Source organism: Amycolatopsis sp. lyj-84, assembly GCF_046549075.1.
Classification (GTDB): Bacteria; Actinomycetota; Actinomycetes; order Mycobacteriales; family Pseudonocardiaceae; genus Amycolatopsis.
Genome location: NZ_JAJPWO010000011.1, coordinates 252,305 through 273,444, shown reverse-complemented (window position 1 = coordinate 273,444; position 21,140 = coordinate 252,305). Strand labels below are relative to the sequence as shown.

Annotated in this window: 17 protein-coding genes; 13 read left to right on the top strand and 4 right to left on the bottom strand. The window is 68.9% G+C overall.

Going from position 1 to position 21,140, the window contains the following annotated elements; genetic code table 11:
• The first annotated feature begins 5 nt into the window (after positions 1 to 5).
• From ACLJRM_RS30785 to ACLJRM_RS30765, 5 genes are read left to right on the top strand one after another with little or no spacing between them, the layout of a single operon-like run.
• Positions 6 to 3,104 (top strand): glycosyl hydrolase 2 galactose-binding domain-containing protein, encoded by a 3,099-nt coding sequence (locus ACLJRM_RS30785; protein WP_410665038.1) that lies wholly within the window; start codon positions 6 to 8, stop codon positions 3,102 to 3,104.
• A 60-nt stretch (positions 3,105 to 3,164) separates the two neighbouring features.
• Complete coding sequence (locus ACLJRM_RS30780) at positions 3,165 to 3,632, top strand: helix-turn-helix transcriptional regulator (RefSeq protein ID WP_410599183.1); 468 nt, start codon at positions 3,165 to 3,167, stop codon at positions 3,630 to 3,632.
• Positions 3,633 to 3,637: 5 nt separating this feature from the next.
• A complete protein-coding gene (locus tag ACLJRM_RS30775; RefSeq protein ID WP_410665037.1) occupies positions 3,638 to 4,033 on the top strand; it encodes a VOC family protein in 396 nt (131 codons plus the stop codon).
• Positions 4,034 to 4,073: 40 nt separating this feature from the next.
• Positions 4,074 to 5,942 carry a Na+/H+ antiporter gene (locus ACLJRM_RS30770; RefSeq protein ID WP_410599185.1) on the top strand — a complete coding sequence of 623 codons (1,869 nt, stop codon included), beginning with the start codon at positions 4,074 to 4,076 and terminating at the stop codon, positions 5,940 to 5,942.
• Positions 5,943 to 5,961: 19 nt separating this feature from the next.
• Positions 5,962 to 6,648 carry a histidine phosphatase family protein gene (locus ACLJRM_RS30765; RefSeq protein WP_410665036.1) on the top strand — a complete coding sequence of 229 codons (687 nt, stop codon included), beginning with the start codon at positions 5,962 to 5,964 and terminating at the stop codon, positions 6,646 to 6,648.
• A 23-nt stretch (positions 6,649 to 6,671) separates the two neighbouring features.
• On the opposite strand, the gene ACLJRM_RS30760 is transcribed toward ACLJRM_RS30765, so the two are convergent.
• Complete coding sequence (locus ACLJRM_RS30760) at positions 6,672 to 7,157, bottom strand: MmpS family transport accessory protein (protein WP_410599188.1); 486 nt, start codon at positions 7,155 to 7,157, stop codon at positions 6,672 to 6,674.
• 241 nt (positions 7,158 to 7,398) lie between these two features.
• Between ACLJRM_RS30760 and ACLJRM_RS30755 the strand changes: the two genes are divergently transcribed.
• Positions 7,399 to 8,082: a DUF6597 domain-containing transcriptional factor gene (locus ACLJRM_RS30755; protein ID WP_410665035.1), complete on the top strand. Its 684-nt coding sequence runs from the start codon at positions 7,399 to 7,401 to the stop codon at positions 8,080 to 8,082.
• Here ACLJRM_RS30755 and ACLJRM_RS30750 read toward each other — a convergent pair.
• The gene (locus ACLJRM_RS30750; RefSeq protein ID WP_410665034.1) at positions 8,049 to 9,536 is read right to left on the bottom strand and encodes an FGGY-family carbohydrate kinase; all 1,488 of its coding nucleotides are present in this window, start codon (positions 9,534 to 9,536) and stop codon (positions 8,049 to 8,051) included. The genes ACLJRM_RS30755 and ACLJRM_RS30750 overlap by 34 nt on opposite strands.
• Before the next feature lie 127 nt (positions 9,537 to 9,663).
• Here ACLJRM_RS30750 and ACLJRM_RS30745 point away from each other — a divergent pair, with 127 nt between their 5' ends.
• The 3 genes from ACLJRM_RS30745 to ACLJRM_RS30735 all read left to right on the top strand — a co-directional run bounded on the left by ACLJRM_RS30745 (position 9,664) and on the right by ACLJRM_RS30735 (position 12,322).
• The gene (locus tag ACLJRM_RS30745) at positions 9,664 to 10,644 is read left to right on the top strand and encodes a LacI family DNA-binding transcriptional regulator (RefSeq protein ID WP_101608811.1); all 981 of its coding nucleotides are present in this window, start codon (positions 9,664 to 9,666) and stop codon (positions 10,642 to 10,644) included.
• Positions 10,645 to 10,987: 343 nt separating this feature from the next.
• Positions 10,988 to 11,569: a DNA-binding protein gene (locus tag ACLJRM_RS30740; RefSeq protein WP_101608812.1), complete on the top strand. Its 582-nt coding sequence runs from the start codon at positions 10,988 to 10,990 to the stop codon at positions 11,567 to 11,569.
• Positions 11,570 to 11,665: 96 nt separating this feature from the next.
• Positions 11,666 to 12,322: an RES family NAD+ phosphorylase gene (locus ACLJRM_RS30735; protein WP_007028108.1), complete on the top strand. Its 657-nt coding sequence runs from the start codon at positions 11,666 to 11,668 to the stop codon at positions 12,320 to 12,322.
• A gap of 81 nt (positions 12,323 to 12,403) precedes the next feature.
• Here ACLJRM_RS30735 and ACLJRM_RS30730 read toward each other — a convergent pair whose 3' ends face one another.
• Entirely contained in the window at positions 12,404 to 14,365 is a 1,962-nt protein-coding gene (locus ACLJRM_RS30730) for an alpha/beta fold hydrolase (RefSeq protein WP_410665033.1), read from the bottom strand.
• Positions 14,366 to 14,395: 30 nt separating this feature from the next.
• The gene (locus tag ACLJRM_RS30725) at positions 14,396 to 15,370 is read right to left on the bottom strand and encodes a TerC family protein (protein ID WP_101608814.1); all 975 of its coding nucleotides are present in this window, start codon (positions 15,368 to 15,370) and stop codon (positions 14,396 to 14,398) included.
• 335 nt (positions 15,371 to 15,705) lie between these two features.
• Here ACLJRM_RS30725 and ACLJRM_RS30720 point away from each other — a divergent pair, with 335 nt between their 5' ends.
• From ACLJRM_RS30720 to ACLJRM_RS30705, 4 genes are all read left to right on the top strand, one after another.
• Positions 15,706 to 18,597 carry an alpha/beta fold hydrolase gene (locus ACLJRM_RS30720; RefSeq protein ID WP_410665032.1) on the top strand — a complete coding sequence of 964 codons (2,892 nt, stop codon included), beginning with the start codon at positions 15,706 to 15,708 and terminating at the stop codon, positions 18,595 to 18,597.
• Positions 18,590 to 19,549, top strand: coding sequence for an ABC transporter permease (locus ACLJRM_RS30715; RefSeq protein ID WP_410599195.1), 960 nt, complete (start codon positions 18,590 to 18,592; stop codon positions 19,547 to 19,549). Before ACLJRM_RS30720 ends, ACLJRM_RS30715 begins: the two co-directional genes overlap by 8 nt.
• A gap of 257 nt (positions 19,550 to 19,806) precedes the next feature.
• The gene (locus ACLJRM_RS30710) at positions 19,807 to 20,229 is read left to right on the top strand and encodes a hypothetical protein (RefSeq protein WP_101613300.1); all 423 of its coding nucleotides are present in this window, start codon (positions 19,807 to 19,809) and stop codon (positions 20,227 to 20,229) included.
• 43 nt (positions 20,230 to 20,272) lie between these two features.
• A complete protein-coding gene (locus ACLJRM_RS30705; protein WP_410665031.1) occupies positions 20,273 to 21,043 on the top strand; it encodes an enoyl-CoA hydratase/isomerase family protein in 771 nt (256 codons plus the stop codon).
• Positions 21,044 to 21,140 lie beyond the last annotated feature (97 nt).

The following is a 21,140-nucleotide window of genomic DNA, read 5'->3' as shown; positions in this document are numbered from 1 at the left end:
CGCTCGTGAGTTTTCGGCAGAAGAGAACCCGGATCCCGTTACTGGCCTTGACCGTCACCGCGCTGGCCGCCGCGGTCTGCGGGGTGACCACCGCTCCCGCCGCCACCGGCGCCGAAGTGGCCGTACCGCTGTCCGTCGGCGCCGCCGCGGGCAACGCCACCCCGATCCCCGGCTTCGTGATCCAGTCCTCGGCACAGGTCAGCGATGACTCGGCGGTGTCGAAGCCGGGCTTCCCGACCTCCGGCTGGTACCCGGTGTCGTCGCGGTCGACGGTCTACGCCGGGCTGCTGCAGAACGGCAAGTACGCCGACCCCTTCTATTCCACGAACATGAAGAACGTCCCGGCGGCGCAGTTCTCCGTGCCGTGGTGGTACCGCACCGACCTGAACGTCGAAGACACGTCGTCGCGCACCTATCTCGACTTCAGCGGCGTGCTCTCGAAGGCCGATGTCTGGGTCAACGGCACCAAGATCGCGACGAAGGACCAGGTCAACGGCGCCTACACCCGCCACGACCTGGACATCACCGCGCACGTCCGCGCGGGCGTCAACAGCGTCGCGTTCAAGGTCTACCCCAACGACCCCAACAACGACCTCTCGATGGGCTGGATCGACTGGGCGCAGACCCCGCCGGACCAGAACATGGGCATCGTGCGTGACGTCCTCGTCCGCCGCGGCGGCCCGGTCGCGCTGCGCAGCGCGCACGTGGTCCAGAAGCTGAACTCCTCGCTCGACCACGCGGACCTCACGGTGAAGGCCGACGTCCGCAACGACTCGGCGAACGCGGTGCAGGCCACCGTCGCCGGCACGGTCGCGGGCAAGCCGGTCAGCCAGACCGTCTCGCTGGCCGCCAAGGAGCGCAAGACCGTCACCTTCGGCGTGGTCGGTCTCGACGACCCCAACCTCTGGTGGCCCGCCGGGATGGGCGGCCAGCACCGGTACGCCCTCGACCTGACGGCGAGTGTCGGCGGCGCGCCGTCGGACACCTCGAAGTCGAAGTTCGGTGTCCGCGACGTCAAGGCGCCGCTGAACTCCAGCGGCGGACGGCAGTACAGCGTCAACGGCAAGCCACTGCTGATCAGGGGCGGCGGCTACACGCCGGACCTGTTCCTGCGCTGGAACGAGACCGCGGCGGCCGACAAGCTCAAGTACGTGCTGAACCTCGGGCTCAACACGGTCCGGCTGGAAGGCCACATCGAGCCGGACGAGTTCTTCGACCTGGCCGACGATCTCGGCGTGCTGACCATGCCCGGCTGGGAATGCTGCGACAAATGGGAAGGCCACGTCAACGGCGAGGAAAAGGGCGAGCCCTGGGTCGAATCGGACTACCCGATCGCCAAGGCTTCGATGTTCTCCGAAGCCGAGCGCCTGCGTGACCACCCGAGCGTCGTCTCCTTCCACATCGGCAGCGACTTCGCGCCGGACAAGCGGATCGAGCAGGGCTACCTCGACGCGATGAAGGCCGCCGACTTCACCCTCCCGGTGATCCCGTCGGCGTCGAAGAGGCCGTCCCCGATCACGGGCGCCTCCGGGATGAAGATGAACGGCCCGTACGACTACGTCCCGCCGGTCTACTGGTACGACAAGTCGCAAAAGGACCGTGGTGGCGCCTGGAACTTCAACTCGGAGACCAGTGCCGGCGTCGACATCCCGACGATGGACACGCTGAAGCGCATGATGTCGCCGAGCGAGCTGGAAACGATGTGGAAGGACCCGTCGGCGCCGCAGTACCACCGTTCCTCGTCGACGACCTTCGCGAACCTGAAGCTCTTCGGCAACGCGCTCACCAAGCGCTACGGCGCACCGGCGGACCTGAACGACTTCGTGCGGAAGTCCCAGCTCGCGCAGTACGAGAACGTGCGTGCGGAGTTCGAGTCGCATTCGCGCAACTACACCGACTCGACCAATCCGTCGACCGGGTTGATCTACTGGATGCTCAACAGCCCGTGGACCTCGTTGCACTGGCAGCTGTTCGACGCCTACATGGACCAGAACGGCGCTTACTACGGTGCGAAGAAGGCCAACGAGCCCCTGCACATCCAGTACTCGCACGACAATCGCTCGGTCGTGGTGATCAACCAGACGTCGAACGCGGTGAGCGGGCTGACGGCGACCACGAAGCTGTACAACCTCGACGGCACGGAGAAGTACAGCAACACCAAGACCGGGGTGTCGGTCGGGGCGCTGGGCGCCAAGGCCACCGCGGTCACCGTCCCGGCGGTGAGCGGGCTGTCGACGACCTACCTGGCGAAGCTGGTGCTCACCGACTCCTCCGGCAAGGAGGTCAGCCGGAACGTGTACTGGCTCTCCACCAAGGCGGACACGCTGAACTGGGCCGGCAGTGACTGGTACTACACGCCCCAGTCGGCCTACGCCGATCTGTCCGGCCTGAAGAACCTCGGCCAGTCGGCCGTCGGCGCGACGGCCAAATCGGTCGCCGGATCCGACGGCACCACCACGACGACCGTGACGCTGAAGAACACCTCGGGCGGCAAGCTCCCGGCGTTCTACGTCGACTCGAAGGTCGTGGACTCCGCGGGCAAACCGGTGCTCCCGGTGGAATGGAACGACAACGCGGTGAGCCTGTGGCCGGGTGAAACGACCACGCTGACCGCGAAGTACCGCACCGCCGACCTCAAGGGCTCCAAGCCTTCGGTGCGGGTCTCCGGCTGGAACACCGGGACGCAGACCGTTCCCGCCGACGGCTCCGGCCCCGGCCCGAACAACCCGGTCGACTACCAGGCGGAGGACGCCACGGTCGTCGACGGCGCGGTCGAGTCCAACCACGCCGGGTTCACCGGCACCGGGTTCGTCAACTACGACAACGTGGCGGGCAGCTCGGTCGAGTGGACGGTCACCGCGCCCGCCGCGGGCACCTACGACGTCGTCGTCCGGTACGCCAACGGCACCACGGCGAACCGGCCGCTGGACTTCTCCGTCAACGGCACGGTCAGCGCGTCGGGTGTCGGCTTCGGCGGCACCGGGGCCTGGCCGAACTGGACGACGAAGACCGTCAAGGTGACGCTGGCCGCGGGGGTGAACAAGATCAGGGCCGTCGCCACCACGGCGAACGGCGGTCCCAACGTGGACAAGATCACCCTCTAGTACGGAAACCGCCCGAGGCCCCCTTCGCCGCCCGGCGAAGGGGGCCTTCGGCGTCTCAGCGTGGGTTACGCTTTCCGGGTGACCGGACAGCGCGCCCCCGACCCGCGCCTGCGCGACCTCGCCATGCTGCGACGCGTCCGCGACCGGATCGACCGCGACTACGCGCAGCCGCTCGACGTCGAGGCGCTGGCGCGCGGCGTGCACGTCTCCGCCGGGCACCTGAGCCGGGAGTTCCGGGCCGCGTACGGCGAATCGCCCTACAGCTACCTGATGACCCGCCGGATCGAGCGCGCGATGATGCTGCTGCGGCGCGGGGACATGTCGGTCACCGAGGTCTGTTTCGACGTCGGTTTCTCGTCGCTGGGCACGTTCAGCACCCGGTTCTCCGAACTGGTCGGCATCTCGCCGAGCGTCTATCGCAAGCAGGCGGTGGAAGAAGGCCGCGGCATGCCCGGCTGCGTCGTCAAGCAGGTCATGCGGCCGATCAGGAATAGAGAAGCGGCTTCCCCGCGTCCCGACCTACCTTGACTCGCATGACCCTCTCGATTCACTCGTCCTTCCTCCCCGCCGACGATCTCGAGGCCTCGCTTTCCTTCTATCGCGACGTCTTGGGCTTCGAAGTGCGTGACGCAAGCCCGCTGCGGGTGACCGTCGGAGCGCCGGGCAGGCCGGGGACGTCGATCGTGCTCCGGTGCCCGGCGGCCGATCCGGAGATCACCGGCGAGGAACGCGCCGTGATCGCCGAACTGATGGCCAAGGGCAGCTACGCGACCATCGTGCTCGCCACGCGGGACCTGACGGAGACGTTCGACCGGATCCAGGCGACCGGCGCGGACGTCGTCCAGGAGCCGCTCGACCAGCCCTGGGGCGTCCGCGACTGCGCTTTCCGCGACCCGGCCGGCACCCTGGTGCGTATCGAACAGAGGTAGCCGGGCCTCGGTGCGCGCGCACCGGGGCTCTCGGGTGATGATGAGCGGCGTGGAGATCGCGGTAGAACTCGTGGCACTGGTGGTGGCCGTCCTCCTGGTCACCGCCGCGGCGCGGAAACTCGACTGGTCGGCGCCCCTGTGCCTGATCGCGGTCGGGGTCGTCGCCTCGTACGTCCCCGGCGTCCCGGAGTACGAACTGGACCCGGAGGTCGTCCTGCTGGGGCTGCTGCCCCCGTTGCTGTACGCGACCGCGATCCGCACCTCGCTGATCGACTTCCGCCGCAACCGCGGGCCGATCCTGCTGTTGTCGGTGGGTCTCGTCATCTTCACCACGGTCGCGGTCGGCGTCGTGGCGTGGCTGGTGATCCCCGGCCTGCCGCTCGCCGCCGGGCTCGCGATCGGCGCGGTGGTCGCCCCGCCCGACGCGGTCGCGGCCACCGCCGTCGCCCGCAAGGTCGGGATGCCGCGCAAGCTGACCCGGCTGCTGGAGGGCGAGAGTCTCTTCAACGACGCGGCCGCGCTGGTCGCGTTGCGGACGGCCATCGCGGCCATCGCCGGTTCGGTCAGCCTGCTGCAGGTGGGCGGGGACTTCCTGCTCGCCGCGGGCGGCGGTCTGGTGATCGGGTTCGCCGTCGGCGCGCTCGCCGCGATGATCCGCACTCGGCTCGAGGATCCGGTCAGCGACACCGCGCTTTCGCTGGTGGTCCCGTTCGTCGCCTATCTGGCCGCCGAGGCGATCCACGGTTCCGGGGTGATCGCCGTGGTCGTCGCGGGCCTGATCCTCGGGCACAAGGCGCCCAGCATGCTTTCGGGCCGCTCCCGGCTGGCGAGCAGGCTGAACTGGCAGACCATCCAGTTCCTGCTCGAGAACATCGTCTTCCTGCTGATCGGGCTGCAGGTCCGCCGGATCATGACCGAGGTCGGCGACAGCGGGCTGAGCGCGCTCCAGCTCGTCCTGATCTGCGTCGCCACCCTCGCCGCGACGATCCTCACCCGTGTCGTCTGGATGATCGGCATCGGCCTGGCGCGACGGGTGTTCCGCCGCCACGCCTGGCCTTGGCGGTACTCGACGGTGATCGCCTGGGCGGGGATGCGCGGGGTCGTCACGCTCGCGGCGGCGTTCGTGCTGCCGGCGGACACCCCGCAACGGGCCGTGCTGGTCCTGGTCGCGTTCGTCGTGGTGGCGGGAACCCTGCTGCTGCACGGCACGACGCTTCCGGTCCTGGTCCGGCGCCTGAAACTGCCCCCTCCCGATCCCGCCGAGGACGCGTTGCAGGAGGCCGCCGTCATCAACGACATGACGCGGGCGGCACTCCAGGAGCTGGAGAAGATCCGGACCCCCGAGGATCCGGACGACATCGTCGAGCGGCTGCGCAGCAGGCTCCAGCACCGCTCCGACTCGGCGTGGGAAGAGCTCGGCAGGCAGAGCGCGCTGACCGAAACGCCGAGCGACGCCTATCGCCGCCTGCGGTTGAGACTGCTCGAAGTCGAGCGGGAGAAGTTCCTGGAGGCGCGCGACTCGGGGATGGCCGATGATGATGTCCTGCGCCGGATCCTCGAACGCCTCGACATCGAGGAATCCATGTTGGACAGGGAGGAGGAGACCGTGCCGGACTCCGATCGGGAACTGCGCACCCCCGCCGCGACGGCGGGATCCTGCAAGCATCTGACGAAGGAGTGGCCCGCTGTCGAACCCAGCTCGCCCGACGTGTGCGCGGTCTGCGTCGAGAACGGGATGACCTGGGTCCACCTGCGCGAATGCGTCAAATGCGGGAACGTCGCCTGCTGCGACTCCTCACCGGGCAAACACGCGACCGAGCACTTCCACGACTCCCTGCATCCGGTCATGCGCAGCCACGAGCCCGGCGAGACCTGGCGCTGGTGTTTCGTCGACAAACAGCTGGGCTAGCTCGGTATCGTCGGCGTACATGAGCACCCCAGAGCAGGAGATCGAATACCGCCAGCACCGGTTCTCTCCCCCGCCGGGATCGACCGAGATCTTCCTCGTCCGCCACGGTGAGTCGGCCCCGGCGAAGGGCGACTCGCCGTTCGACCTGGTCGACGGGCAAGCCGATCCGGACCTCGCGCCGGAGGGCAGGGACCACGCCGAACGGGTCGGGCGCCGTCTGGCGGACGAGCGGATCTCCGCGCTGTACGTGACGACGCTGCGCCGGACCTCGCAGACCGCGGCGCCGCTGGCGGCGAAGCTCGGGCTCGCGCCGGAGGTCGAAGCCGACCTGCGGGAGATCCACCTCGGCGACTGGGAGAACGGGCTCTTCCGCCGCTACACCCACGAAGGCCACCCGATCGTCGAGAAGCTGTGGCAGGAACAGCGCTGGGACGTCATCCCCGGCGCGGAGACGATGGAGGCGTTCGGCGGCAGGCTCAGGGCCGCCATCGGCAGGCTCGCCGCGGCCAACCCGGACCGGAGGATCGCCGTGTTCACCCACGGCGGTGTCATCGGTGAGGTTTTCGCGCAGGCCAGTGCCGCGAAGAACCGGTTCGCGTTCCTCGGGGCGGACAACGGCTCGATCTCACACCTGGTGGTGTCGGGCGACAACTGGATGGTGCGGCGGTTCAACGACACTTCGCATCTTCAGTCGCCTTTCGGCTGATCCGGCCCGCCGCGACCAGGCGCTCAGGACGTGCAGGTCACCGGCGCGCCCGCGGCGGGGGCGGCGCGTTCGCTGACGACCTCGCCGTCGACGAGGATCCGGCACCGCAACGCGCCGCTGCCCGTGCCCTGCGCGGAGAGACTGTAGAACTCGTCGCGGCCTTCCTGGCCCACGCGCTCGAAGGTGGTGCTCCACGGCGCCGTCACTTCGGTCTTCTGCATGAGCTCGGAGCCCTGCGCGACGTACGTGACGTTCTGGGCGCCCTTCGCACCGGAAAGCTCGTAGACGACCGAGTGCGTCACGGTGCGCACGGCGGCCGCGGCCTGTTCGACCTGCGGCGCGGGCGGGTTCTGCACCGGCTTGGACGCCTTCGGCAGCACATAACTGGTCAGGGTGACGGCGACGGCCATCACGCCCAGCACGACCACGACGGACCCGAGCGGCTTCAGCCTGCCCGGGGCACCCTGTCCCGGCGCCGATGCCGGAGGGGTCGCGATGGGAACACCCATGGAGAGGTCTTCTCTCGTCCGAGCGCACTTCCAACGAGTGCGTCGTCTACTTCTCGCTCCAAGGTGACTCCGCGTTAGCCGTTATCGGGAAGAAACCCGATATTCACCCTTTTGGGTGCCTTGAAGACAGCGGAGTACCTGGTCATCGGACGATCGGCGTAAACACGGTGAGCCGGATAGCTCACTTTGAGTGATATGCCTGGCTCGATTCCTGTCGTACCCCCGGGGCATCATGGCAACCGTGTACCGGGAGACGAGGGCACCCGCCGGGCTGGGCGGCGTGGTGCGCTGCCTGTGGGAAGACGCGGGCCGGGCGCCGAAGCGGATCGTGCCCGACGGCTGCGTCGACCTGGTCGCGAGCGGGGGCGAGGTCTTCGTCGCCGGACCGGACACCACGGCCTGGACCTGGGACACGCCGTCCGGCGTCCGGGCGCGCGGCGTGCGGTTCGCGCCGGGCAGGGCGGGCGACGTCCTGGGGCTGGGCGCCGACGAGCTGCGTGATCAGCGCGTCCCCCTCGGCGACCTCTGGGGCAAGGAAGGCGCACTGCTCACCGAGCGCGTGCTCTGCGGTGCCGCCTCGCTCACCGACCTCGTAGCGGAACACCGGACCGGACGAGGCGACCGGGAGATCGCGGAGCTGATCGCCAGGCTCGACGGCGGCGTCTCGCGGGTTTCCGTCGCGCTGCAGACGTTCACCACCGGGGAACGGCAGCTGCGGCGGCGGTTCACCCTCGCGGTCGGCTACGGCCCGGCGACGTATCTGCGTGTCACGCGGTTCCAGCGCGCCATCGGACTCGCCGGGACGGCGCCGGATCTCGCCTCGCTGGCGTTCTCGGCGGGCTACGCCGATCAAGCCCACCTGAGCCGGGATTGCCGCGAGTTCGCCGGAGTTCAGGCGAGGGAGTTCTTCCGCGCCAAAAAGTGAGCTATGTCCACTGTGGACTTATAAAGCGCGCGATAGTACGGATAGAACTCGTCGTAGACCTCGGCGTCCGCGCCAGGGCGGACGACCTCGGCGACCGGGTTCCAGGCTTCGACATCCGGTTCCCGGCCCAGGGCGACGGACGCGAGGACGGCGTTGCCGAACGCGGCACCGATGGTCTCCGCCGGGATCTCCTGGTCGATCCGCGCGACGTCGCTGACGATCCGCGTCCACACACCGCCCCGCGTCCCGCCTCCGACGGCGACGAACCGCCGCGTGCCGCCACCGGCTTCCCGCATGGCTTCGAGGTTGTGCCGCACCCCGAACGCCGTGCCTTCCAGCGCCGCGCGGTACAGGTCGGCGCGGCCGTGGGAAGTGGTGAGCCCGGCGATGACGCCGCGTGCGTCCGGGTCCGGTATCGGTGTCCGCTCTCCGGCGAAGTACGGCAGCATCAGCAGTCCGCGACTGCCCGCCGGGACCTCGCCCGCCGCGGCGGCCAGTTCCCCGAACTCGCCGCCGGTGAGTTCGCGCAGCCAGTCGGTGATCGCGCCGGACGTGGCCATGCCCGCCGCGAGTGAATAGGTGCCGGGGAACGTGCCTCGGGTCGTCCACAACCCCTGTCCGGGGCGGGGATCGGCAAGCACCTGGAGCAGGAACATCGTGGTGCCGTACATCAGCATCGTGTCCCCGGGCGAGGTGACGCCCGCGCCCGTCGCCTCCGCCCAGGCGTCGATCGTGCCCGCCGTCACCGGGATCCCTTGCGGCAGCCCGGTTTCCGCGGCCGCCTCGGCGGTGACCGAACCGACCACCTCGGTCGGCCACGCGAGCCTGGGCAGCTCGATGCCCGGCGCGATCGCGGCGACCCGGTCCGGTGCCCACCTGGCCTCGCGCAGGTCGTACATCGGATCGCACTGGCTCGCGGAATGATGGTCGAGGACGTACTCGCCGGTCAGCCGCAGCACGAGGAACGAACTCGCCATCAGGAACAGCTTCGCGCTTTCGAACACGTCCGGTTCGTTCTTGGCCAGCCAGCGCCACTTCGGCCCGACGGCCTGCGAGCCGAGCGCGCTACCGCCGCGTTCCACAATGGATTCTTCACCGAATTCCCGGTTCAGCTCACGGATTTCGTCATGCGCGCGGGTGTCGACGCCGTAAAGGATCGCCGGGCGCAACGGTTTCCCGGCAGCGTCCGCCGGAAGGAGCACGGGTCCGATCCCGCTGACCGACACTCCGATGATGGGATGATCCCCGGCTCCTGCCGAGAGTTCCCTGGCCAGGACGAGAAAATCCTGCCACCACACGGTTTCGGCGTCGTGTTCGAACCAGCCGGGACGAGGCCGGGAGGTGTCGTGCCGGCGGAATGCTCGTGCCAGCACGGTTCCCCGGGAATCGACGAGGACACCTTTGGAACTCGAGGTGCCGATGTCGATGCCGAGCACCAGGCCCGGGTCCCCCACGGCACCTCCGGAGTCCCAGCGCGAACTTTCAAGCGCGAGTAGCGCGATCAGCGGATGGTAACGATTGTCGGTCAAGCTATTCTTCCCGTGCGAAGGTGTCAAGACACCTGCAGAAGGGGAGGTCACGGTGGCCACCATCAACGACGTGGCGGCGAAGGCCGGGGTTTCGACGGCGACCGTGTCGAGAACGCTCAACGGGAAGTCCACTGTGGACCCGATACTCGCGGCGCGGGTACAGGCCGCCGCCGCGGAGTTGGGATATCACCCGAACGGGCTCGCGAGGAACCTGCGCCGTCAGGAAACCGCGGTGCTCGCGCTCATCATCTCCGACGTGGAGAACCCGTTCTTCACCGCGATCGCCCGCGGCGTGGAGGACATCGCGCAGACGGCGGGCTATTCGGTGGTGCTGTGCAACGCCGACGACAACGAGGAGAAGGAGCGGCGCTACATCGACGTCGCCCTCCAGGAACGGGTCGCCGGCGTGGTGCTCTCCCCCACCGGCCGGGCCACCAACGTCGACAGGCTGACCCAGCGCGGCACGCCCGTGGTCGCCGTCGACCGGCCGCTGCTGGAGAACACCGGCGACCAGGTGCTCGTCGACACGCGGCTCGCCGCCCGCGACGCGACACGCCACCTGATCGACGGCGGCTACCGGCGGGTCGCCTGTGTCAGCGGGCCGCCCGGGGTGCGCACGGCCGAAGACCGACTGGCCGGGTACACCGACGCCGTCGGCGTGGAGAACGCGCTCACGCGGCGTGCCGAGTTCCGCGCCGAGGGCGGCAGGCTCGCCGCGCTCAGCCTGCTCGACGAGCCGGAGCCGCCGGACGCGCTGCTGGTCGGCAACAGCACGATGGCGATCGGCGTCCTGGAAGCGCTGGCCTCGCGCGGCCTGCGGTCGGGACAGGACGTGGGGATCGTGTCCTTCGACGACGCGCCGTGGACGACACTGATCGATCCGCCGCTGACGGTGGTCGCCCAGCCCGCGAACGAGGTGGGCAAGGTCGCCGCCGAGCTGCTGCTCGCCCGGATCGGCGACAGCACGCGCAAGGCCACGACGACCACGCTGCAGGCAAAGCTGATCGTGCGCCGGAGTTCACGGCGCAGCTGACCCTGGAGAAGCCTGAGATCCCGGATGAACGACGTGCCTGGGCGACCGGTTCGCGCCGGCCGCCCAGGAACGCCCCACCCCCTTGTCCCCCAAGCCGGCCCCATACCAGCCGGGTTCTCCGAAGCGGTGGGAAGAAATCGATTACCTTTCGGAAGGTAAGTTCCCCCCTACGACCTGTCAAGCCGGGATCCCTGGACAAGGTCGCCCGATCCGGGCACACTGTTCCGATATTGCCTACTGCGCGTGTGTGATCCCGTGCGCTCTGTGTTCGTTTCTGGTGAATTCCCCCACGAAACCGAGATGAGACCGCACGAACCCGCACAGACGCGTTACCCTAGGCGCTATGTCCATTGCGCTCGAGAACGTTCTCGCCAAGGCGGGCCTGAAGGTCGACGCCAACGAGTTCCTGAACCTCGTCGAGGACGCGGCGCGGAGGCTTTCCCCGCCGAACCCCGATCCATCGCATTACTTCTCGGCGGATCAACGTGCCGCGCTCACCGACGTCGGCCTGGACATCTCCCCCCGCAGCGAGGACGAACCGGACTTCCGTGCCCGCACGGTCGCCGCGCACGCCGTACTCGCCGATTCGGCACTGAGCGTGCTGGAAGCGGCGAAAGCACTGGGCGTGGACGACAGCCGCATCCGCCACCGCTTGAAGGAGGGCAGGCTCACCGGCTGGAAGGACCAGGGCTGGCGGCTGCCCGCCTGGCAGTTCACCGGCTCCGGGGTGCTGCCCGGCCTGGAGGTCGTGCTGCGCGCCGTCCCCGAGGACCAGCCCGCGCTCGTCGTCGCCGCGTTCATGAGCACCCCGCAGTCCGATCTGGTGATCAACGAACACCCCGCCACCCCGCGCCAATGGCTGCTCTCCGGCGGCGACCCCGACCATGTCGCGAGGCTGGTGGCCACTCTCGGTTCCCCGTTCTGAGGTTTTGCCCGACGACGGAAAATTTCAGTCGGGGGCAGGCCGTAGGCTGACCCCACCGAGCAAGATCACCCGACAAGGACGGACGACTCCCGAGGTATGGCCCGGCTCCCCCTGCCGCCCGCACGCTCTGTCCTGGTCAAGGAGCTGCACCGCACCAATGACGTGGTGACGGTGCATCCCGGCACCAGGCTGGTCAGGATCTTCACCGCGCACGGCAACCACCCCCAGCAGTGGAATTCGTTCCGCTACAGCGGCCCGCTCCCCCATGGCCGCTTCGACCCGCAGACCCCAGGTCGTGGCGGGCGCCCGGTCACCGACCCCGGGAACGGTGTCCTGTACTTCGGCCTCACCGTGCGCACCAGCATCGCGGAGGTCTTCCAGACCACGTCGACGGTCGACCGCAAATCCCGCGGCCCGCGCCTCGTCGTCGTCCGGCCGACCCGCACGCTGCGGCTGCTCGACCTCGCCGGCCTGTGGCCGACCCGGGTCGGCGCCTCGCAGGAGATCTCGAGCGGGCCGAAGAAGATCACCCAGGCTTGGGCTCGCGCCATCCGCGCGGCCTTCGGCGACCTCGACGGCGTCTGGTACCGGTCGTCCATGGACTCCGGCGGGCCCGCGCTCGCGCTGTGGGACCCCCCGGCGGGGAACTCGCTGCCGGTCGCGCCGGACGTGCTGCTCCCGCTGGACCACCCCGGGCTCGACGTCCCGCTGGGCCGGGTGTGCGAAGAGCTGAACTACACGCTGTTGAGCTGACAGCGATCAACGCTATGAAGGGGACTTTCATCGCAAATTTTGCAATGAAAGTCCCCTTCATAGCATTCGGTGACCCGAAGATCAGAGGTGACGGGCCCACCACTGCAGCACGGCGTCGAACCGCTGCACCCGGTGCCGCGGCTGACCCGAGCGCGTGAGTTCGTGCCCCTCGCCCGGGAACAGCAGGAACTCGGCAGGGGCCCCGGCGCGACGCAGCGCCACGTACATCCGCTGCGCCTGCTCCAGCGGGCACCGCCAGTCCTGCTCGGAGTGCGCGACCATGAACGGGATGTCGATCTTTTCCGCGTAGGTCAGCGGGCTGCGCTTGCGCTGTTCTTCGACATCGTCGCCGATGTAGCCGCCGGCGAAGAACCAGCCGATGTCCGAGCTGCCGACGAACGAGTCGTGGGCGTTGACGGCGCGCTCGCTCCACGCCGCCCGGAACCGGCCGCCGTGGTGCGCGGCGAGCCAGCTGGTCATGAAGCCGCCGTACGAACCACCCATCACACCGACACGATCACTGTCCAAATTGGACATCTTGAGCGCTTCGTCCAGCAGTGTCAGCAGATCTTGCGCGTCCACGGTGCCGAAGCCGCGGACGATGCTGCGACCGTGACTCTCGCCGTAGCCCGCGGAACCGCGCGGGTTCCCCAGGACGACGGCGTACCCCGCCGCGGCGAGCACCTGCGCCTCGTCGAAGACCTTCCATTCGTACGGCGCGAACGGGCCACCGTGGATCATCAGGACGACAGGATGCGGTCCGTCGCCCTCGGGCCGGACGATCCAGCCGTGCACCGGATAGCCGTCGGACCCGGTCGCGTCCAGTTCTTCCAGCGGCCGGATCCCGATGTCCCGCAACGTCTTCGAGTAGTCCGTGAGCACACGGGGTTCCTCGTCCGACAGGAGCACGACGTCGCCGGAACTCTCGGGCGTCCCGATCACCGCGGCGATCCGCGCGCCGTCGACGGCGAACGACTTCACCGCGGCGAACTCGCCCGCCAGGTACCGCAACGACTTCAGCTCGGCCAGCTCGGCGTCGAGCGGAACGGCGCGCAACTCGGCGGCGCCGCGGGTGCGGACCACGACGAGCACCTCGTCGCCGAGGACGGCGGGCGGGCCGGCCGCGTTGTCGCAGTCCACCGTTTCGACGTCGGTCAGCCGGCGCGCGGACGACGGCTCGTCACCGGAAGGCCACAGCGCGTGCCAGAGACCGGTGTTGCGGGCGATCTCCTCCATGCCGGGGAATTCGGTGCCGTAGAACAGGATCGCACCGTCCGGAGTGGACACCGGGCTGGCCGCGCTGCCCGGGGTCCTGACCAGCAGCCGGGGCTCGCCACCTCCGGCGGGCACGGCGTAGACGTCCGAGCGGACGGTGTCTTCGACCGCCCAGTCACGGGGCGCGACGACGAGGACGAACTCACCGTCGACCGTCCAGGAGGGATGCTCGACGTCGGCGCGGTCGTCGGTCAGCGGCGTGAGGTCTGCGGGCGCGGCTTCGTCCAGCGCGGCGACGGCGTCCACGACGAACAGACGTTGTGGACGGTCGTTGAGGAAACCGACGTCGTCGACCCGGTAGAAGAGGTTCGTGATGTGCCGCGGCGCTTCTTCGGCGGGCTCCGGGGTTTCGCCGTCTGCGTTCTCCGTGCCGTAGCGGCCCGGCTCGGGCACGCGGGCGACGAAGGCGATCCGGCGGGAATCGGGTGCCCAGACCGGGGTGCCCGCGCCGAGGGGCAGGTCGGTGATCCGCTTCGCGTCACCGCCGGTCGCCGCGATCACGTGCACCTGCGGCTTGGCCTCGCGCCCGGAGCCATCCCCCGCCCGGAGGAAGGCGACCCACCGGCCGTCCGGGGAGATGACGGGGGCGGAGTCCTTGGTCCCGTGGGTCCAGGGCCCTTCCCCGCCACCGCGCGGATCGACCCTGCGCAGGCCACCGCGGTAGCTGTTCGTCTTCAGATCAGGCCTGCTCACCGCGGTGAGCAGCAGGTCGCCGCGCAGCGCGGGGATGCCGGGGACCGTCAGGGCTTCGATGTCAACGGGACGCACAGCCCCGACGGTACCCGATCCTTAGCAGCTCTAACTACTGATTGAAGACTCCCGCTCAGCGGCTTCCAGCTTCTTCGCTTTCGACAGGCTGGCCACCGTCGTCACGGTCAGGACCACGACGATGACACCCAGGGAGACCCAGTTGTTGATGTCCAGCCAGTCCGGCACGACGTGGTACTCGTGCAGCGCGTGCAGGAACAGCTTGGCGCCGATGAAGGCGAGGATCACCGCGAGGCCGTAGGACAGGTACACCAGCTTGGTGACCAGGCCACCGAGCAGGAAGTACAGCTGGCGCAGGCCCATCAGCGCGAACGCGTTGGCGGTGAAGACCAGGAATGCCTCCTGCGTGATACCGAAGATCGCCGGGATCGAGTCGACGGCGAACAGCAGGTCCGCGCTGCCGATCGCGACGATCACCAGGAACATCGGGGTGATCCAGCGCTTGCCGTCCTTCTTCACGAACGACTTGTGGCCGTGCCACTCGTTGGTGACCGGGAAGAGCTTGCGCACCCAGCGGGTGAGCGCGTTCTCTTCGTATTCCTCGTCCTCGTCCTTGTTGCGGACCATGCTGACCGCGGTCCAGATGAGGACGGCGCCGAAGAGGAAGAAGACCCAGACGAACTGCGCGATCAGCGCGGCGCCCACGGCGATGAACACGCTGCGCATGGCGAGCGCGAGCAGGATGCCGATCAGCAGCACGCGGTGCTGGTGGATCGCGGGCACCTTGAACGACGTCATGATGATCATGAAGATGAACAGGTTGTCGACGCTCAGCGAGTACTCGGTGATGTACCCGGTGAAGAACTCGACGCCGGGGTCGTGTCCCCCGAAGATCCAGACACCGATGCCGAAAGCGACGGCCACGGCGACGTAGAAGATGACCCACCGCGCGGCTTCGCCGGTGGTGACCTCGTGCGGCTTGCGATCGACGATGACCAGGTCGAGTGCGATCAGCGCGAGCAGACCACCGACCGTGGCGATCCATAGCCACAGGGGAACAGACATGTAACCAACCCTCCGGATAGTGCACAGCAGCAACTAACCGGAGGTCTCTTCCGCCGGTACGAGACCGGCCGACGGTGCCGGGGGCCTGCGAAGACCACCGTGCTGACGACACCGCCGCGAAGGAATACTCCCCTCACAGCTGGTCCAGTTTGACCTGTCTGTACGCATGACGCCAGTTAAGGTTGCCCTTGTCACCAAGATGATGGCGTAACTCCCGTCACACTCACCTCTCCTCGCTCTTCTAGTACCCGTTCTGATGGCGGGACAACCCACCCTTGTGTGGTCCGCGTTAGCTCGACGAGGCGTTCTCAGCTTCGGGCGAATACGGTCATTCCGTGCCCCGAATCCCGCTCCCTCGTACGCGAGGCGCGAAGCTCATCGCGCTCGCCGCGGTCGTGGTGGTCCTGGCCGCCGCGGCCGTCGTGTGGACGAACAGCGATCCCGCTCCGTCCACGGTCAAAACCCAGGAAGCGACTCTCGACCTGCCGGAAGTCCCCGGCTCGTCCGAGGTCGTCAAAATCGACACGACCACGTACCTTCCCGAGCAGACCCCGGCGCCCGCCGTCTTGCTCGCCCACGGCTTCGGTGGCGACAAGAACAGCGTCGCCACCGAAGCACGCGAGCTCGCCGAGAAGGGTTTCGTCGTCCTCGCCTGGTCCGCGCGTGGTTTCGGCCGCAGCACCGGGAAGATCGCGCTCAACGACCCCGACCGCGAGGTCGCCGACGCCCGGAAGCTGATCGACACCCTGGCCGCACGGCCCGAGGTCCTCAGCGAAAACGGCGATCCGAAGGTGGCCGTGTCCGGCGCTTCGTACGGCGGCGCGCTTTCGCTGCTGCTCGCCGGGACCGACAAGCGCGTCGACGCGATCGCACCGGTGATCACCTACAACGACCTGGCGCAGGGACTCTTCCCGAACGCCGCCGCCCCGGCGGCGCCGAACGCCACCACTCCCGCCGCCGGAGCGTTCACTTCGGACGGTGTCTTCAAGAGGTCGTGGGCGGGCATCTTCTTCTCCGCCGGTTCCGGTGCGGCCCAGGGTGGATCACCTTCCAACGACGCGCCCGAGGCCGGTGACGAGACCAGTGAGTCCGGCGCCTCCCAGGGCGCGGCCGCGGCGGGCGCGGCGGCGCAGTCCCTTCCGCTCGGCGGCCCGAACGGACAGCGGCCGACACCCGGTCCCGCCGACCCGTGTGGACGGTTCACCGCCGACGTCTGTCAGGCCTACACCGAACTCGCGACCACCGGCAAGGCGAGCCAGCGCACCGTCGACCTGCTTCGCCGCGTCTCCCCCGCGTCCGTGACGGACAAGATCACCGTGCCGACGCTGCTGGTGCAGGGCGAAAGCGACACTCTGTTCGGATTGGACCAGTCCGACGCGACCGCCCGGCAGATCGCCGCGGCGGGCGGCAAGGTCCGCACGATCTGGTACACCGGCGGCCACGACGGCGGGAAGCCCGGGCAGAAGCTCCGGGCGCAGATCGCCGATTTCCTCAAGTTCTCACTGACCGGCCAGGGCACCGATCCCGGCACCGGGTTCAGCTACGACATCCAGGGCACGCTGCGGGCCAACGGCGCCCCTTCGGTCCGGACCGTCACCGCCCCCGCGTACCCGGGAGCGACCGGGGACGCCACCGAGCGGCGGCGTTTCGCGCTGGAGGGCCCGGCCCAGCCGGTCGTCCGGCCCGCGGGCGGCAACCCCGCCGCGGTGAGCGGGATCCCCGGTTTGAACGGAGCGGTCGCGGGCTCGTCCCGGCTTTCCGGGCTGTTCAGCATCGACCCGCCCGGTCAGGCCGCGCAGTTCGCGACGGCGCCGCTTGGCGAGCAGACGATCGTGGCCGGTTCGTCCACGGTCCGGCTGCAGGTGTCCGCGGATCCTTCCGCCGCGCCGGCGCAGAAGGAAGCCGTCCTGTTCGCGAAGCTCTACGACGTCAACTCGGAAGGCGTCCGCACGCTCCCGGCCAACGCCGTCGCACCCTTCCGTGTCTCCGGTCTGCCCGCCGACGGCAGCCCGGTCGAGGTGACGGTGACCCTGCCGGGCATCGTGCGGCCGCTGGAGGCCGGGCACACGCTCCGGCTCGTCGTCGGCACGACGGATCAGGCGTTCGCCACCCCGGTCGAACCCGCGGTGTTCCGCATCGGGCTGGCGGACGGTGGAGGGCTGGGAGTCCCGGTCGTCCACGGCACGTCGGTCGGCGCGGGAGCACCCGTCGCGCAGCTGCTCGGGATCGCCGGAACCCTGCTCGCGGGGATCGCGATCACGGTGATCGCCGCGTTCCGCCGCCGCCGCGCCCACGACGTCGACGAGAGCCTCTCGAAGACACCGCTGGTGATCGAGGGCCTGCACAAGTCCTACGCGGGCGGTTTCGTCGCGGTGAAGGACCTGTCGTTCCGGGTCGAACCCGGCCAGGTGCTCGGGCTGCTCGGGCCGAACGGCGCGGGCAAGACGACGACGCTGCGCATGCTGATGGGGCTGATCAAGCCGACGGCGGGCCACATCCGCGTGTTCGGCCATCTGATCGCTCCCGGCGCGCCGGTGCTGTCCCGGATCGGGTCCTTTGTGGAGGGTTCGGGCTTCCTGCCGCATCTGTCCGGCAAGGAGAACCTGGAGTTGTACTGGGCGAGCACGGGCCGCCCGAAGGAGAGGGCGCATTTCGCCGAGGCACTGGAGATCGCCGGGCTCGGCGACGCGGTGAACCGGCGGGTCCGCACCTACAGCCAGGGCATGCGGCAGCGGCTCGCGATCGCGCAGGCGATGCTCGGCCTGCCGGAGCTCATGGTGCTCGACGAACCGACCAACGGACTCGACCCGCCACAGATCCACCAGATGCGCGAGGTGCTCCAGCGCTACGCGGCGACGGGGCGCACCGTGGTGGTCTCGAGCCACCTGCTGGCCGAGGTCGAGCAGACCTGTACGCACGTGGTCGTGATGCACCGCGGCATGCTGGTCGCTTCGGGTGAGGTCGGCGAACTGGCCGCGTCCAGCGGCGAGGCGACCTTCCGGGTCGACAAGCCCGCCGAAGCGGCCGAAGCGCTGCGGAAGGTCGGGGGCGTTTCCGGCGTCGACGTCGACGGGGAACTGGTCCACGCGGATCTCGACGGTCTCGCGCGCGCCGAGGCGGTCGCCGCCCTCGTGCGGGCCGGGGTCGCGGTCGAGCAGGCCGGGCCGCGGCGCCGTCTGGAAGACGCGTTCCTGCAGCTGGTCGGAGAGGACTCAAAGGGTGAGTAAGACCAATGGTTCTTCCCCGGTGACCCGGGCGGATCACGGAGTGCACACCGATCCGGCGGCCCTGCTGGAGCTGACCGAGGTCGCGTCGCACGAACGCACCGAGGTCGGCCCGGACGGGGCGGTGGCGGGTTACCGCGCCGACCGGACGCTGCGGCTCGGCGTCGAACTGAAACGGCAGCTCAAACGGCGGCGGACCCAGCTCATGCTGGGGTTCGTCGCGCTGCTGCCGTTCATCCTGGTGATCGCTTTCGAGATCGGGCAGGCCAACCCCAACCGCCGCAGTGGCGGGTTCGTCGACCTCGCCACCGCGAGCGCGCCGAACTTCGTGGTGCTCGCGCTGTTCGTCTCAGGGACGTTCCTGCTCCCGATGATCGTGGCGCTGTTCTACGGCGACACGATCGCGAGCGAGGCGTCGTGGTCGAGCCTGAAATACCTGCTCGCGATGCCGGTCCCCCGGCATCGGGTGCTGCGGCAGAAGGCGATCGTCTCCGGCATCCTGTCCGCGATCGCGCTGATCCTGTTGCCGCTGGTGGCGCTGATAGTCGGCGTCATCTGGTACGGGGCGGGCGACGCGATCAGCCCGACCGGGGACGCGGTGTCGTTCAGCGACAGCCTCGTGGCCATGGGGCTGGCGACGATCTACATCATCCTGCAGCTGGCGTGGGTGGCCGGTCTGGCGATGCTGCTCTCGGTCGCCACCGATGCCCCGCTGGGCGCTGTCGGCGGTGCGGTGATCGTCGCGATCGTTTCGCAGATCCTCGACCAGATCACCGCACTGGAAGGGCTGAGGGACTATCTGCCGACGCATTTCGCGTTCTCGTGGATGGATCTGATCTCGACCGACATCGACTGGACGAACATGGCCAACGGCCTGCTGTCGGCGGCGTTGTACGGCACGGTGTTCTTCCTCCTGGCCGGTCGCCGGTTCGCGACGAAGGACATCACCAGCTGAGAGCGTTTCCGTACTCGAAAACCACCGGGGCCCACCGGGAAGACGAAAATCGCTTCCCTGGTGGGCCCCGGTTTTCACTGGCCGTGGCGACCTTCACCCATTAGTGCCGGTAATCGGTGTTTCATGCGCATGAGACCATCGATTTTCCGATCATCGACTCATTGGGTGAAAAGTTACCGTTCAGCTTCGGCGACCTCCGGGAAATCCTTATCTTCAGGGGAAAGGTGCCGACGCGAGCAGAAAGCGGGGACGTGACCATGACCCAGTCACTGGAGATCCCGGTCCAAGAATTCTCCCTTGCTTGGACCATGACCGCCGACAAGGGCGGCAGAGTCGGATTCGCCGCTTCTGGTCAGGTGACACTTCTCGACAACAAGCGTTTCTACAAGATCGACGGGGTCCTCTACATCTCCGAGGGCAGCGCCTACTGCCGCGACATCGGCAACCCGCATCTGTTCGTCCGCCGCAACGGCGTCGAGGAGAGCGGCAGGCAGTGGGGCTGGGAGACGATCTGCAACCGCAAGTCTTGCAGCAGGCTGTGCGCGATGGACGCGTACTTCGTCCGCACCGGCTACTGGTCGCCCTCCGACCGGGCGATCCAGCTGAGCATCGGCGCGGAATCCGGCTGGAACCGCAAGCGTTCCTTCAGCCCGACGATCACCGTGCGCCTCGCGGATTGAGCGGTCCACTGTAGATCTCCGCGGGCTCGGGTACGGTCGGCCCATGGCCACCTCTTCGATCCGCGTGGACGACGAAGGCGGGATCGCCGTCGTCACCCTCCAGCACGGCAAGGCGAACACCCTCGACACGGAATTCTGCCAAGAGCTGGCCCTCCGGCTCGAAGACGTCCAGCTCGGCGGCTGTCGCGGGGTCGTGCTGACCGGTACCGGCGGCGTCTTCTCGGCGGGTGTCGACCTCCGACGGGTGCACGACGGCGGCGCGGACTACGTCGAGGACTTCCTGCCCGCGCTGTCGGACGCGTTCCTCTCGGTGTTCGGCTTCCCCGGCCCGGTGGTCGCGGCCGTCAACGGGCACGCGATCGCCGGCGGGGCGGTGCTGGCCGCCGCCTGCGATCGCCGCGTCCTCGCCGACGGCCCTGGCCGGATCGGGATCACCGAACTGCTCGTCGGCGTCCCGTTCCCGTTGGCGGCGCTGGAGATCCTGCGGTCCGGGTTCGGCGCCGACATCCTCGCCGAACTCGCGTTCCTCGGCGAGACCCACCTGCCGGAGGACGCGCTCCGGCTCGGGCTGGTGAACGAGGTGACCGCGCCCGAGTCCGTGCTGCCGCGCGCGATCGAGGTGGCCGGGAAACTCGCCGAGATCCCCGCGGCCGCGTACGCGCACACGAAGGCCCAGCTGCACCGGCCGTTCCACGAGCGGATCGCCGAGCACCGCACCGGCGACGACGCCCACGTCCTCGAACTGTGGAGCTCACCCGAGGCGCTCGCGGCCATCAAGGCCTACGTCGACCGCGTGCTCCGCCGCGCCGGATAGCCGTCCCGGTCACCGGGACACCGTCCGGATAGGCGATTGCCCACCGGCGGGGACTCTGTGAGTATCCGACCGCTCAACAGGTCCCGATGGGGAGGGC